Consider the following 14,001-nt stretch of genomic DNA (forward strand, 5'->3'; position numbering starts at 1 on the left):
AAGAGTATGAAGATCCATTCATCAGCAACAGGAGCAAAAAGAAATAAACCAGTTTAACTGGTAAGTGAAAGTGACAAATAACAATGAGCCTGAACAGATTTACTGTCAGGCTAGCGTCTTTAGGCGCGGTTTGGCAACAAGGGGTTATACCCCAAGTACAAACCACCCGTTTTACGGGTGGTCCTGATTTGTATACGTACATGTGTTCTGGATTAGTGATAACTTTCCTTATACTTACCGTTGTCATCATGTTTCGATTGTTTTCGGCGATCATTACGGGCCTGCTGTTGTTGCTGAGCATCCAGGCTGTTTACAGGTGTTGATTCCAAATCATTTACTTCGTTGACCAGATTTTTGTCAGGTTGGTTTGGGCTCAATGAGTGGTCCTCCTTAATTATTGCAATAGTATGTGAAATGTATTATGTGCTGGGTAAGGTATAACTATTCAATATCTGGGTTTAACGCTTTATTAGCATGTAATATAATTTTTAGATGTTGGAATATCATATTTTTTTATTAAGAGTAGCTTTTTAGATGGAATTGTGCTATACTAAGTTTATTGAATTGTTGACCTGAAAAAATCCGCATAGCGTAGAGGGTTATTCTTCTAAATAATAACCTTGTCCCCTATGTGTATTTTTATTTAAGGTAAGAATTTCATGTAAATTTAAAAATTAGGTGGTAATAACAATGGAAACAGGAACAGTAAAATGGTTTAACGCAGAAAAAGGATTTGGCTTTATCGAAGTTGAAGGCGGAGACGATGTATTCGTACATTTCAGCGCAATCACTGGCGAAGGCTTCAAATCTTTGGACGAAGGTCAACGTGTTGAATTCAACATCGTTCAAGGCCAACGTGGCGCACAAGCTGAAAATGTTGTAAAACTATAATTTTAGCTTTAGAAAGCTCCAAACCTTAGGTTTGGGGCTTTTTTTATTTTACATTACATATACGACTCTCCAGTGGAAGATTGTGGGTGGGATCTATGTAATTTAGATTTCTTCACAAAAACCCCGCTTCCTAATGAAACAGGGAACGAGGTTTTATATAAAGAACAGTTTTTTACCAGCTCACTACTTTGTTTACGAAGATTCAAATGGATGAGCCAGTGAAGTCTGGGTTTATTGTTATCGGCTATCACTGTCACCAACGGATAGATCTAGGTTATCTTATCTCCAAGTGGTTACCGTCTCCACAGGCAGGCGGTAGGATTCAAATCCTTCGCTGGCTGCTTTGCCAATCGTAATGAGCATAATCGGTACATAACGATCTTTTTCAAGGCCGTACACTTCAGCGATTTGTTCCTTCTCATAACCACCAATCGCATTGGTGTCATAACCGTATGCACGTGCAACAAGCATAAGCTGCATGGATACCAGACCAGCATCTAGTATGTTGGTTTCTCTTAGTGTTGTTTCCGGCATGACTTTATAAAATTGTCCAATGGCGTTCATCTGTTGCTCTTTCACTTCGCTAGGCATATATCCCAGCTCAACCGCTTTTTCATAAATTTCTTCCGCATAATCAAAGTTATCCATATCGGCAAAAACAGCGATTACTGCTGATGAGCTCATGACTTTATCTTTGATGAATCTGGCAAGATGGCTAAGTGTTTCTTTTCCTTCTTCGCTATCGATGACTACAAAACGCCAAGATTGCAAATTGACGGATGAGGGAGCACGTGTGGCCTTCGCTATTATTTCTGACATTTCCTCACGACTGATTTTCACAGTAGGGTCATATGTTTTAATGGAACGGCGTCCCAATGTAATTTCATTAAAATCGTTTGTTTTCTGAACGTTATGCATCGTATATTCCTTCTTTCATTATGTCTAATATGTTTATTCGATTTGTTGACACATCAATATTTGACCCGTCAATATTTGATGTATCAACAATATAGTACTCTCAACCTATTTTTGCAAATACATAAAATGACATCACTAAAAAGGGCCCTGAAGATAAAGGGTTTTCTTCAAAAGGGGGATAAGCGCTAGATCAACTTCTTGAAATGTCACACTTTTTTAGCGACAAAATTCAAATAATTATATTAAAGAGTAGCTTTTTAGATGGAGCTGTGCTATAATAAATTTATTGAAGTATTGACCTAGCGAATTCACATAGCGTAGAGGGTTATTCTTTAAAAATAATAACCTTGTCCCCTATGTGTATTTTTATTAAGGTAAGAATTTCATGTAAATTTAAAAATTAGGTGGTAATAACAATGGAAACAGGAACAGTAAAATGGTTTAACGCAGAAAAAGGATTTGGCTTTATCGAAGTTGAAGGCGGAGACGATGTATTCGTACATTTCAGCGCAATCACTGGCGAAGGCTTCAAATCTTTGGACGAAGGACAACGTGTTGAATTCAACATCGTTCAAGGCCAACGTGGCGCACAAGCTGAAAATGTTGTAAAACTATAATTTTAGCTTTAAAAAGCTCCAAACCTAAGGTTTGGAGCTTTTTTTATTTGCGATTTAAGTTTAGTTCAGTCTAGATAGATGAGGTGGATCAGCGAAACTTTGGTCTAATCCAATCGATTTTTGTTAGTACATGAATAGTCGTTAAAACATATGTGAAAACTTTTGAGAAGGATATTTGTTAACAAAAGTGGTCTGTGTTCAAATAAAGGCATAATGATAAACGGAGGAGCTATCGAATAATGGCTAAATCCATCGTAGAAAAATTAAATTTACATAAATACAATGAAGTCGCTGTTTTGGATGCCCCAGAAGGCTCGAATTACTTAGCTGAATTAACAGGTTATGATACAGAGCTTAGAGATCATCATGCATATGATCTCATATTTGCTTTTGTACTGAATATGGATTCATTAAAAGCCTTGGTAGATCGTGTGATTACAAATCAGCATCTTCAGACAGGTGGATATCTCTTTGCAGCGTATCCTAAAAAGGGAAACAAAGTCTATCCCACATTTATTCACCGTGACGAATTGTTAGAAGGGCTTGGCAGTGATGAGAATGGTTATGTCGGGACAAGTAATATTAAATTTGCGCGAATGGTGGGATTGGACTCCATCTTTACAGTAGTTGGACTAAAAGAAGACGCGAAAAACAAGCAGAAAGCTTCTTCTAAACCAAGCGGGTATGTAGATGATTATATTTCATTCATACCAAGTGTCGAAAAGGATCTCTATGATACACCGGATTTACTTGCCTTCTACCAATCATTAACCCCTGGGTATCGCAAAGACTGGGCACGTTATGTCTACAGTGCAAAACAAGAGGAAACGAGAGAGAAACGTCGTGAGGAGATGAAGATGATCCTTCGCAAGGGTTATAAAAGTCGTGAACTATATCGCCGGGATCAATCATAGAAAGTCGTTTAAAAATAAAGCGAAGGTACACTCATCTAAATGAGTGGCACCGCTTATTCAGGCGAAGAACCAATGAGAAATAGCTCCCACCTAAATTACTTCCACATTATACCTGAACGTTTAAGTAGCTAATTACTCTGAAATGTGCTATAATTAGTTTATTGAAGTAATTGACCTAGAGAAATCCGCATAGCGTAGAGGGTTATTCTTTAAATAATAACCTTGTCCCCTATGTGTATTTTTATTTAAGGTAAGAATTTCATGTAAATTTAAAAATTAGGTGGTAATAACAATGGAAACAGGAACAGTAAAATGGTTTAACGCAGAAAAAGGATTTGGCTTTATCGAGGTTGAAGGCGGAAGCGACGTATTCGTACACTTCAGCGCAATCACTGGCGAAGGTTTCAAATCTTTGGACGAAGGTCAACGTGTTGAATTCAACATCACACAAGGCCAACGTGGTCCACAAGCTGAGAATGTTGTAAAACTGTAGTATTCAGTTTTCAAAAGCCCCAAACGTTAGGTTTGGGGCTTTTTTTATTTCTACTCTTTTATTCGAATAACAATAGAGCCAAGCCATATTATATAATGGCTTGGCTCTATTGTTGTTTATACGTTCTCAAAGGAACAATACACTTTCTTTGAAGCGTCATAAATTCCATGTATGTTATCGTCTGTTATTTCTTAACGAGGAACAACTGAATTAGCATTTCGTAAGAATAAATTAGCATCGTATTCACATCAAAATCATAATCTGTCATTTCCGATTCAAAGGCATGATTTATAACCGAGGACAGAATAAAGATTAATAGTTCTACGGTTTGATCTTTACCCACGGGTGTAGGTGTATTCGGAATAGTAGGACATTGAGGAATGAAGACCCCTTTTTCTACTCCCTCTCGATAGATGTCTCGAACACATTCTCTTCGATTCTCACTAAATGCTCTAAACTTCTCCCAATCTTCCGGAAAATACTTTTTCAATTCATTCAGATGTCTTTTGCGAAGCGTTTGAATGTTGTATAGATAAAAAACAGCGCGCAGTTTTTCGACATAATCATGTTTCTCATGAATGATTCGGTTCAGTTCCTCTCGGTCATTAGCGATAAACGAATCACAGATCGAGCTGATTAGATGATCTTTGTCTTTAAAATGGAGATAGATCGTTTTCTTGCTGATTCGCAAATTATCTGCCAGTTCATGCATCGTGAATTTGCGGAATCCATACTCGTCGATCAACTTTTTTCCTTCTTCAATAATTCGTTGTTCTATATTCATATCAGCACCTCCTCTGTGAAGTTTATATATTCATGGAAAATATAAATACCGAGATACCTTATTATACAGATTTAAGTCTCCGGTAAAAATGGTAAAAAAACGAACAAATTTTAGAATCTGCTTATTTATATGACTCTGCTAAAGAATTAACAGTTTGTTTCAAGTTTATGCAAAACGGCACGATACTTGCAGCGACCAAGCAAATGCTCATTGCAATATACGCAGTAACAAAGGAACCTCCTGATTCAGTGACAAGATTGCCAATGATGATAGGCGCAATGATGCCTCCCATAAAGGCACCAATATTAATGACAGAAAAAGAGGAACCGATAATCTGATTGGATACTAAGCGATATGGCAACACCATGTAAGCCGTGAAGGCAAACATAAGTAAGACGGATATAGCATACAGCAATAGAACGGTAATGACAAAATGAGTCGAATAGATAAAACCGATTAGGCAAGCTGCAGCAGCCAGAGAAGAGAGAGTGATGAATGTTTTCTCCTTCTGTTTAAAATATTTGTTGATCAAAATGCCAGCCGCCATCGTGGCAACTGCCATAAGTATCGAATTACTCGTTAGTAGATATCCGATTTTTGTATTGTCCATCATATGAAAATTAGCTTTTAAAACGGACGGCAGCCAGGAGATGACGCCTGTAGCTACTAAGTTCGTAAATAACATGCCGAGCGCAATAAAGAGCACATTTTTTTCTTTCCATGCATCAAAAAGAGATACAGACTTCTTGGATTTTGTTCTTTTTGGGGATTGCTCTTTCTCTTTCACAAATATAAACATCATCAACCATAAGGCAATATAAAAAACAGTGATTAACCAGTAAGCAACTCGCCAATTAATATTAATTAATTGAGTTCCAATGGTAAAAGCAAATACACCGCCGACTCCAGCTGTAGCAAGTACTTTTGACTGAATGGAAGCATGTTGCTCCCCGTCAAAATTTGTACTTATGATCTTAGGTGAACCTGTTGTGTAACTTGCATGCCCCAGTCCAACGCCCATCCGCATCATAGCCAGTGCAAGTAATGAGCTGGAGAAACTAAAGAAGATCGTAAAGAGAATGAGGACAAACAATGAGGATAAAATAAATTTACGATAACCGAATCGGTCGACCAGCCATCCTCCTGGAATCGTAATTAATGTAAAACCGATATAGTAGACACTTAGAATCATCCCCGTTTGATTCGGTAACCAGTGGAATTGATCACCCAAGGCCAAAACAGTCATCGAAATCATATTCTTATCCATAGAGATAAAACTGCCCATAATTAAAACAGTTATCGCAATTTTCCATTGTTCTTTTGTCAGTATCACGGTGTGCACCTCATATGCTGTAAACTTTATCGATCATTTTAATAAGATCAGCCCTATTAAAAAAGCTAACTACAACCAATGAATATTGGTGAAATCGTTGTAGTTAGCTTTTATATTTATCAATTATCTGAAAAGGGAGGAAGTAGGTTAGTTTTGCGAGATATAGTCTTGATTAAGCGTTATTTCCGACAACTTAATCTGGTTGTTACAAAGACGCAGATTCATATTTAGGTTTTGTTTTAGCTGCAAGGAAGTACAAAGCGGCACTTACACAAGAAAGTACAATGAGCACAGTTAAAACGAGACCATAAGAATTATTGATACCATATACAACTCCACCAAATACGGCACTGAGTGCAGTTCCTAAGGAAGAGAACATTGAAACTGTACCGAAGATGGAACTGAAATCTTTTTCACCAAACAGGTAAGCCGTAATGTAGGATGGAGCGATCGTAAGTGCAGTTGCACCAAATCCTGTGAATGTTGCATAAAGGATACCTGCGATTTGTCCATCTGCATGTCTTAAGAATACAAAGCTGAGTACGTTACAAATTCCTAAGAAGATGATCATGAGAGTGAGTCCCATTTTATCAAACATTCTGCCAACGAGCAGCTTGCCGACAATAACCATTGCCGATCCCAAGGATAATAGGAATGCAGCTCTTGACGAAGTAGCACCGATATCTGTCAAGAATGGAGCAAGGTTGATAATCATGGTATTCGCAACGATACCTGTTACGATAATAGCCGCGCACAAGATCCAAAATGATGGTGTTCTTAATACATCTTTTTGGTTCATACCGGATAACACTTGATTTTTATCTTTAGTAGGCGCTTGACCAAGTGGTGTCAAACCCATATCGGATGGGTGGAATCTGACAACAAATGCAGTCAGCGGAACGATAGTAACGGCAATCATAATACCTATGATCAGGTAGGTTGTTCTCCAACCCACGGAACTAATCAAGGAACTTACGATGGGACTCAGGATAATACCGCCTAAGCCGCTACCTGATAAGGCAATACCGAGTGCCAATCCGCGTTTCTCATTAAACCAGTTTGTAATGAGCACCGAAGAGGGAACAATTGATCCTGCAATGAGTGAAATACCTTGAAGAACAGATAGTGCATAGAAAACATAGATATTACTTGCAAAAGAAAATCCGACAAATGATAGTGCACCTAGAAGAGTACATACCGTCATATAAACTCGAATATTTACTTTTTTAAGTATTTTACCTGCGATTGGGGCTACTACTAAACCAACTAATGTAACGATGGTAAAGTATAGACTAAACTGAGATCTTTCAATACCGAGCTCCTGTGATACAGGGTCTGTAAAAAACGAAATCAAGTTAACAATGGGTGTGAAAAGGAATGTCATTGACATAAAGGCTGTGATTACGATCCACCAGCCATAGAACATTTTGTTGTTTTTAGCCATGAGTTGCACCTTCCCGAGTTTGATATGAATAATCTATTCTTGTCCCAATAAATCCAAGATTAATTGAACTTCTACTTTTGTACCGTTAACCAATGCTTCTTCCATTACTCTGAATTTAGGATGGTGGTTCATATAACCGCATCCTTCCTCTTCTAGGCCGGCGCCTAATAACATGAAGCAGCCTGGAACGACTTTGGTATAAGCAGAGAAATCTTCACTTGCCATTAGCATAGGAGATTCATAGACTAAATCTTCACCAAGCACTTTTGTAGCCGACTCATAAGCAAATTCAGCAAGTTCAGGTGTGCTGTATACAGCCGAATAACCACGGACATAATCGAGTTCAACCGTAGCGCCGTAAGCAGCAGCAACATAATCAATGATTTCTCTAACGCGTTTTTCCATCAGATTGCGGATTTCTTCATTTGTCGTACGAATGGAACAGCTTAATGTAGCCGTATCCGCAATAATATTAGGAGCTTGGCCGCTGTGGAATTCACCAATGCTTAAGATCGCCATTTCGCTTGCCGGAACATTACGAGATACAATACTTTGGAGCGCCATAACCATATGACTGCCGACTACAATAGGGTCAATCGACAATTCTGGTGTAGAAGCGTGAGATCCTTTTCCTTGAATTTTGAGGAAGAATCCATCAGCTGCAGTGGTTGTATAACCTGTTTTAACAATGCCAAGAGAGCCTGTTTTTAATCTTGGGATAATATGAATACCGAAGATTTGATCTACGTCCTTAAGTACACCTGCATCCACGAGTTCTTGAGCACCGCCAGGCACTTGTTCTTCCGCATGTTGAAAAATAAATTTAACGGTTCCAGCTAGTTTGTCTTTCATACCCGATAGTACACTTGCTGCTCCAAGCAACATCGCAACATGAGTGTCATGTCCGCAAGCGTGCATTACACCGTCATTCACGGATTTGAAATCTACAGTAGATTCCTCTTGAATTGGCAAAGCATCCATATCTGCTCGAAGTGCAATTGTTTTTCCCTCGCCAGCAGCACCGACTAAGGTAGCGACTACACTGGTTGGAGTAGGGCGTGTTAACTCAAGATTAGGAAAAGTAGATAATGTATCGTAAATATATTGTGAAGTTTTAAATTCCTTAAATGAGAGTTCAGGATGTTTATGTAGATGCTGTCTCCATTCTGAAATCTTCTCTACAGGTATTTGATCAAACCAGTCCATCATAGTAAAAACTCCCTTCTCGTTATAAAAATAATATTGTGAAACAATTCACAGATTAAATTAAATATGAAATAGAAAAGCTGATTCTAAGAGAAATATAGATAGGAACGTTCTTTCTTGGGTACCAGCAACAAAGGACTGTTCTTGTTTATGAATCTAGAATACCACGAAACTAAAAAACTTTCTATAGTTTCCTAGTGTTTAATTTGTGAACGTCATTTCGGGTAGGTTTTGTAGAGCATTTGTAGATTTGAGGGTCTGATAAGGACGACAAACCGTTGTTATATTCACTGCAAGATCTATTTTTTCATATAAGTTAAGTCGCAAAAATGAGCATTAAAATATTAATTTTTTTGTTATTGTAAACTTTATCACTGATGGTCATCGAAATTTCTGTAATTCGGTGTCACGATTCCAAAGAGATCCATAGAACAAACTGTAAAAAATAGAAGTTTTTAATTTTCGGGAAATCTGTTACTATAAAAATAAGTAAGCGCATTCAGAGGGTTGTGCTAGCACATATACCGAGAATGATAGATTTTAAATTTAAGCCGAATCAACAACATTACATATACCTATTACTAGAATAGGTAGACCAGGAGGGAATCATTTGAGTTCAGATCTTATTGGCGTTCCATTAGAAGGGTTTGCAGAATTCAGTAGAAAAGTCGCAACAGAAGGAGCAGTTCTCTTAAAAAACGAAGGAAAGGTTCTTCCTATACAGGTTTCCGAAAACGTTTCAGTTTTTGGTCGCACCCAGGTAAATTACTATCGCAGCGGTACAGGATCGGGCGGAAGCGTAAACGTGGTATACACGACAAATCTGCTGGATGGACTCCGGGCGAAGGCACAAATTAGCGTTAATGAAGAACTGGCATCCGTATACGAGAAATGGATTGAAGAGAATCCATTCGATAATGGTGGAGGCGGCTGGGCTGCAGAGCCTTGGCATCAACAAGAAATGCCTTTAACGGATGACCTCGTAGCTGCTGCAAGACAGAAATCAGCGAAAGCGATTATTGTTATTGGTCGTACCGCAGGGGAAGATCAAGATAATGCTGATGAGCAAGGAAGCTATCAGCTGACGGATGATGAAAAAGCAATGTTAAAGATCGTTACAACCCATTTCGAACAGACGATTGTGGTACTGAACGTATCCAATATTATTGATATGAGCTGGCTGAGTGAGAAGACTTTTGTGCATCCGGTATCAAGTGTAATTTACGCTTGGCAGGGCGGAATGGAAGGCGGAAATGCAATTGCCGACGTGCTGGTCGGTGATGTGACGCCTAGCGGGAAGTTAACGGATACGATTGCTTACTCTATTGAAGATTACCCATCCACACAGAATTACGGCAATGAGTTTAAGAATCTCTATGAAGAAGATATTTATGTAGGTTACCGATACTTTGAGACTTTCTGTCCAGATAAGGTTCAATTTGAATTTGGTTATGGCCTGTCTTATACCACTTTCCAGGTAAAGGCTGAAGAAGCTAAGCAGATCACAAAAGATGGATCGAAGTATATTGAGATTGAGGTAACTGTCACAAATACCGGTGATGCTTATGCAGGCAAAGAGACGGTACAAGTCTACTATGAAGCGCCTCAAGGAAAGCTCGGGCAGCCGGCCAAAGCGCTTGCCGCTTTTGCAAAAACAAAAATCGTTCAACCGGGTGAAACCGAGCGTTTGACCCTGCAATTTCCTGTGAATTCAATGGCTTCGTATGATGACAGCGGGGTAACGGGATTCCCATCTGCTTATGTATTAGAAGAAGGAAGTTATTTATTTTATGTTGGTACAAGTGTAAAACAGGTAGAAAAAGTATCGGTGGATGGACAGAATGGCTACCATATTGAGGAATTTATTGTAGTTGAACAGCTGCAAGAAGCGATGGCGCCAACAGAAAAATTCAAAAGAATGATGCCGGGTGTTCGTAAAGAAGACGGGGTTTATGAATTGGCAGAAGCTGAAGTTCCTACCCGCCAAATTTCTTTAGCAGATCGAATTAAAGCAAATTTACCGAAAACATTGGATCAAACAGGAGATCAAGGTTACAAGCTGAGTGATGTACATGAGCAGAAAGTTAGCATGGAAGCTTTTATCGCTCAACTCAGTGATCAAGATTTAGCGGCTATTATTAGAGGTGAAGGCATGAGCAGCCCGCTGGTTACACCGGGAACAGCATCTGCTTTTGGCGGCGTAAGCGACAGTCTTCTTAGCTATGGTATTCCAGTCGGCTGTACATCTGACGGCCCTTCGGGGATCCGAATGGACAGTGGTCAGCAGGCAACTCAGGTTGCGATTGGAACATTGCTTGCCGCAACATGGGACACGGAACTAGTAGAAGAATTATATGTATTGGAAGGCCAAGAGCTGGTGCGTAACAATATTGATACTTTGCTCGGACCAGGTCTTAATATTCGTCGTAGTCCGCTAAATGGACGTAACTTTGAATATTTCTCAGAAGATCCGCTGGTCTCTGGATTGTTTGCAGCAGCTTGTACCCGCGGGATTCGCAAGGGTGGTTCGCAGGCGACGCTGAAACACTTTGCCTGCAACAACCAGGAGAAATACCGTACTAAAGTGGATGCGGTTGTATCTGAGCGTGCTTTGCGAGAAATCTATCTAAAAGGATTCGAAATTGCAGTAAAAGAAGGCGGAGCGAATTCTATTATGACTTCGTATAATCCGGTCAATGGACATTGGGCAGCATCTAATTATGATCTGAATACGACGATTCTTCGCGGTGAGTGGGGTTTCAAAGGGATCGTAATGACGGACTGGTGGGCTGTGATGAACGATGTCATAAACGGGGGACCGGCTGATCGTAAATATACGAATTACATGGCTCGCGCTCAAAATGATCTATATATGGTCGTTAGTAATTACGGAGCAGAAACGAATGTCTGGGGCGACAACACGATAGAGTCACTTGAAGATGGTAGCCTTACCCGTGGTGAGTTACAGCGTAATGCAATGAATATCTGTGGATTTTTAATGCAAGCACTTGTATTTTCTAGAGATCAAGTTATACAGGAGAAAATCGAGACGTGTAAGGCAGATGCTACTCTGCAAGCAGATGAAGCGCAAATCGTAGGGCAAGATGAGCAGATAAAAGTAATTCCATCCGGCTCAACAATTATGAAAGTGAATGAGCCAGGTGTATATCGTATGTTTGCCGGCCTGATGTCTCCAGATGGAGAGTTGTCACAAAGTGCGTGCAATCTTATTCTGAATGACCAAGTGGTAACGACCATTCAGACCAATGGTACAGAAGGTAAATGGATCAAGCTGAAACAAGCTAAGGTAGAGCTGGAAGCAGGACTTTACGAGATGAAGTTTGAGCATATTAAGCCTGGTATGCATATCGACTGGATTGAATTTAAGCAGGTATAATCAGCGACAAACACTTATTTTTTGGCTAAAAAGTCTGTAGATATGTTCCTTCTTGAACAAAGAGGATCTCTACAGACTTTTTCTATATAGATGAAGAAAGGGGATGGGCTGCCTAATTTCCATTTTATACATTTATAATATATGTGGCTAAATGTTCGGAGATATGCTATACTAAGTTTATTGAAGCATTGACCTAACGAATCCACATAGCGTAGAGGGTTATTCTTTAATAATAACCTTGTACCCTATGTGTATTTTTATTTTAAGGTAAGAATTTCATGTAAATTTAAAATTAGGTGGTAATAACAATGGAAACAGGAACAGTAAAATGGTTTAACGCAGAAAAAGGATTTGGCTTCATCGAGGTTGAAGGCGGAAGCGACGTATTCGTACACTTCAGCGCAATCACTGGAGAAGGATTTAAATCTTTGGACGAAGGTCAACGTGTTGAGTTCAACATCACACAAGGCCAACGCGGTCCACAAGCTGAAAATGTTGTAAAACTCTAATTAAGAGTCTTATGCCTCAAACGTATCGTTTGGGGCATTTTTATTTATATAACCTATTCAGATACAGAAAGAGGGATGCGAATGTACAATTCTCGAAGAAAACCAATGGAAGATGTACCAATGGAATTAACGGCAATATGGTCTTGTTCAAACGACGAATGCAAAGGATGGATGAGAGATAACTTCGTATTCTCCGAGGTTCCCGTATGCCCTCAGTGTCAGTCTAGCATGATAAAAGATGAGAAAATGCTTGCAGCTGTGACGAACACGAGTCCTAACCAGAATAAAAAATAAGGGGAGGAGAGTTTTACTCTCTATTCCTATATAAAGGCACCGATTCAATTGCTTCGGTGTTCTTTTTTTTATGCGGTGTCAGACGGATAGAAAGGGATGAAATGTATGCATTTATTTCAGGATTATAATTTAAAAGTGAAGAAGACATTCAATGCAACGAACACCGAAGAGGTACTTACGGTATCAGAGGCGGGGAATCTACTGGGCTTATCCAAAGATCAAATGAAATTGTATGTAGATAAAAATAAATTAACCAAGGTTCCGATTAATAGAAGTGTGCATCGATATCTTTTGCTAAAAGAAGAAATTGATAAAATAGTTAAAACGTAATGAACACCAACGATATGGTGTTTTTTTTATTGGGTAAATATGAAGATGACAGTAAAAAAATAAGAAGGGTGTCTTAAGCGAACTCGTTAGATTGAAACCTTCGTATCCTTTTTTATGTATTATAGAGTAAAGATTCTTTTTAAAGGAGGAGATATCCATCAGTATTCTTTCTAGATTTAGAGACATTATGAAAGCGAATATGCATGACTTGGTTACCAAAGCAGAAGATCCAGAGAAAATGATGAATCACTATATGAAGCAACTGAACATTGACATAGGCAAAGTGAAATCAGAAACAGCGTCGGTAGCAGCGGAAGAGAAAAGAGCGAAGAGAGCGCTGGATGATGCTAAAGCAGAAGTAAATAAACTGCAGCGATATGCTGAGAAAGCAGTGGAGTCCGGAAATGAGGAGCAAGCATTGCAGTTTCTGGACCGTAAGGTATCAGAGCAGGAGAAATTAGGTGAACTGGAAGCTAGGTATGAACGTGCTTCCTCTAACAAGAAAAATATGAAGCAGATCCAGGATAAACTGATTTCTGATCTTAACATTCTAGAGAAACGACGTGCAGAATTAAACGGAAAGATAGCTGCTACGGCTGCCCAGCAGAAAATAAATGCGATGGGCTCAAATGCCGATGTTAGCGGTTCTGTGTTCGATGTAATCGAAGAAAAGGTTAATAAAGCATATGATGAAGCCATGGCTATTGCTGAACTCAGAGAGCAACCCAAAGACGATCTCGATGATCTTATTGCTCAGTTGGAGAGGGAGAACAATAAGAGTTCGGATAGGAATGCAGAAGAGGAGCTTGCCGCGATTAAAGAAAAACTCAACAACAAGAAGTCATAAATTCTTGGGTGGGTAGCGAGGTGA

The 14,001-nt window shown here is 39.2% G+C and carries 15 protein-coding genes; 9 read left to right on the forward strand and 6 right to left on the reverse strand.

Features of this window, described 5'->3' with window-relative positions:
* Positions 1 to 212 precede the first annotated feature (212 nt).
* On the reverse strand, positions 213 to 377 hold the full coding sequence (locus tag KJS58_RS22120) for a hypothetical protein (RefSeq protein WP_213535620.1): 165 nt from the start codon (positions 375 to 377) through the stop codon (positions 213 to 215).
* 313 nt (positions 378 to 690) lie between these two features.
* Here KJS58_RS22120 and KJS58_RS22125 point away from each other — a divergent pair, with 313 nt between their 5' ends.
* Positions 691 to 891: a cold-shock protein gene (locus KJS58_RS22125; RefSeq protein WP_213535621.1), complete on the forward strand. Its 201-nt coding sequence runs from the start codon at positions 691 to 693 to the stop codon at positions 889 to 891.
* Positions 892 to 1,170: 279 nt separating this feature from the next.
* Here the strand turns inward: KJS58_RS22125 and KJS58_RS22130 are convergent, their stop codons facing one another.
* Positions 1,171 to 1,809: a nitroreductase family protein gene (locus KJS58_RS22130; protein WP_213535624.1), complete on the reverse strand. Its 639-nt coding sequence runs from the start codon at positions 1,807 to 1,809 to the stop codon at positions 1,171 to 1,173.
* 416 nt (positions 1,810 to 2,225) lie between these two features.
* Between KJS58_RS22130 and KJS58_RS22135 the strand changes: the two genes are divergently transcribed.
* From KJS58_RS22135 to KJS58_RS22145, 3 genes are all read left to right on the forward strand, one after another.
* Positions 2,226 to 2,426, forward strand: coding sequence for a cold-shock protein (locus tag KJS58_RS22135; protein WP_213535621.1), 201 nt, complete (start codon positions 2,226 to 2,228; stop codon positions 2,424 to 2,426).
* 239 nt (positions 2,427 to 2,665) lie between these two features.
* Positions 2,666 to 3,340, forward strand: a complete 675-nt coding sequence (locus tag KJS58_RS22140) for a YdeI/OmpD-associated family protein (RefSeq protein WP_213535625.1) — start codon at positions 2,666 to 2,668, stop codon at positions 3,338 to 3,340.
* 292 nt (positions 3,341 to 3,632) lie between these two features.
* Positions 3,633 to 3,833: a cold-shock protein gene (locus KJS58_RS22145; protein ID WP_213535627.1), complete on the forward strand. Its 201-nt coding sequence runs from the start codon at positions 3,633 to 3,635 to the stop codon at positions 3,831 to 3,833.
* 184 nt (positions 3,834 to 4,017) lie between these two features.
* On the opposite strand, the gene KJS58_RS22150 is transcribed toward KJS58_RS22145, so the two are convergent.
* The 4 genes from KJS58_RS22150 to KJS58_RS22165 form a co-directional block, all read right to left on the reverse strand.
* Positions 4,018 to 4,617, reverse strand: a complete 600-nt coding sequence (locus KJS58_RS22150; RefSeq protein ID WP_213535628.1) for a TetR/AcrR family transcriptional regulator — start codon at positions 4,615 to 4,617, stop codon at positions 4,018 to 4,020.
* A gap of 121 nt (positions 4,618 to 4,738) precedes the next feature.
* Positions 4,739 to 5,950 carry an MFS transporter gene (locus KJS58_RS22155; protein ID WP_213535629.1) on the reverse strand — a complete coding sequence of 404 codons (1,212 nt, stop codon included), beginning with the start codon at positions 5,948 to 5,950 and terminating at the stop codon, positions 4,739 to 4,741.
* Positions 5,951 to 6,155: 205 nt separating this feature from the next.
* The gene (locus tag KJS58_RS22160; RefSeq protein WP_213535630.1) at positions 6,156 to 7,394 is read right to left on the reverse strand and encodes an MFS transporter; all 1,239 of its coding nucleotides are present in this window, start codon (positions 7,392 to 7,394) and stop codon (positions 6,156 to 6,158) included.
* A 33-nt stretch (positions 7,395 to 7,427) separates the two neighbouring features.
* Positions 7,428 to 8,603 (reverse strand): M20 metallopeptidase family protein, encoded by a 1,176-nt coding sequence (locus tag KJS58_RS22165; RefSeq protein WP_249717798.1) that lies wholly within the window; start codon positions 8,601 to 8,603, stop codon positions 7,428 to 7,430.
* 607 nt (positions 8,604 to 9,210) lie between these two features.
* Between KJS58_RS22165 and KJS58_RS22170 the strand changes: the two genes are divergently transcribed.
* From KJS58_RS22170 to KJS58_RS22190, 5 genes are all read left to right on the forward strand, one after another.
* Positions 9,211 to 11,997 (forward strand): glycoside hydrolase family 3 protein, encoded by a 2,787-nt coding sequence (locus KJS58_RS22170; RefSeq protein WP_213535631.1) that lies wholly within the window; start codon positions 9,211 to 9,213, stop codon positions 11,995 to 11,997.
* Between the two features lie 308 nt (positions 11,998 to 12,305).
* Positions 12,306 to 12,506, forward strand: a complete 201-nt coding sequence (locus KJS58_RS22175) for a cold-shock protein (protein ID WP_213535627.1) — start codon at positions 12,306 to 12,308, stop codon at positions 12,504 to 12,506.
* Positions 12,507 to 12,587: 81 nt separating this feature from the next.
* Positions 12,588 to 12,800, forward strand: a complete 213-nt coding sequence (locus tag KJS58_RS22180; protein WP_213535632.1) for a cold-shock protein — start codon at positions 12,588 to 12,590, stop codon at positions 12,798 to 12,800.
* Positions 12,801 to 12,905: 105 nt separating this feature from the next.
* A complete protein-coding gene (locus KJS58_RS22185) occupies positions 12,906 to 13,130 on the forward strand; it encodes a DNA-binding protein (protein WP_160036795.1) in 225 nt (74 codons plus the stop codon).
* 157 nt (positions 13,131 to 13,287) lie between these two features.
* Complete coding sequence (locus KJS58_RS22190) at positions 13,288 to 13,977, forward strand: PspA/IM30 family protein (protein ID WP_213535664.1); 690 nt, start codon at positions 13,288 to 13,290, stop codon at positions 13,975 to 13,977.
* The last annotated feature ends 24 nt before the right edge of the window (positions 13,978 to 14,001 follow it).

This window comes from Paenibacillus sp. J45TS6, from assembly GCF_018403285.1.
Lineage (GTDB): Bacteria > Bacillota > Bacilli > Paenibacillales > Paenibacillaceae > Paenibacillus.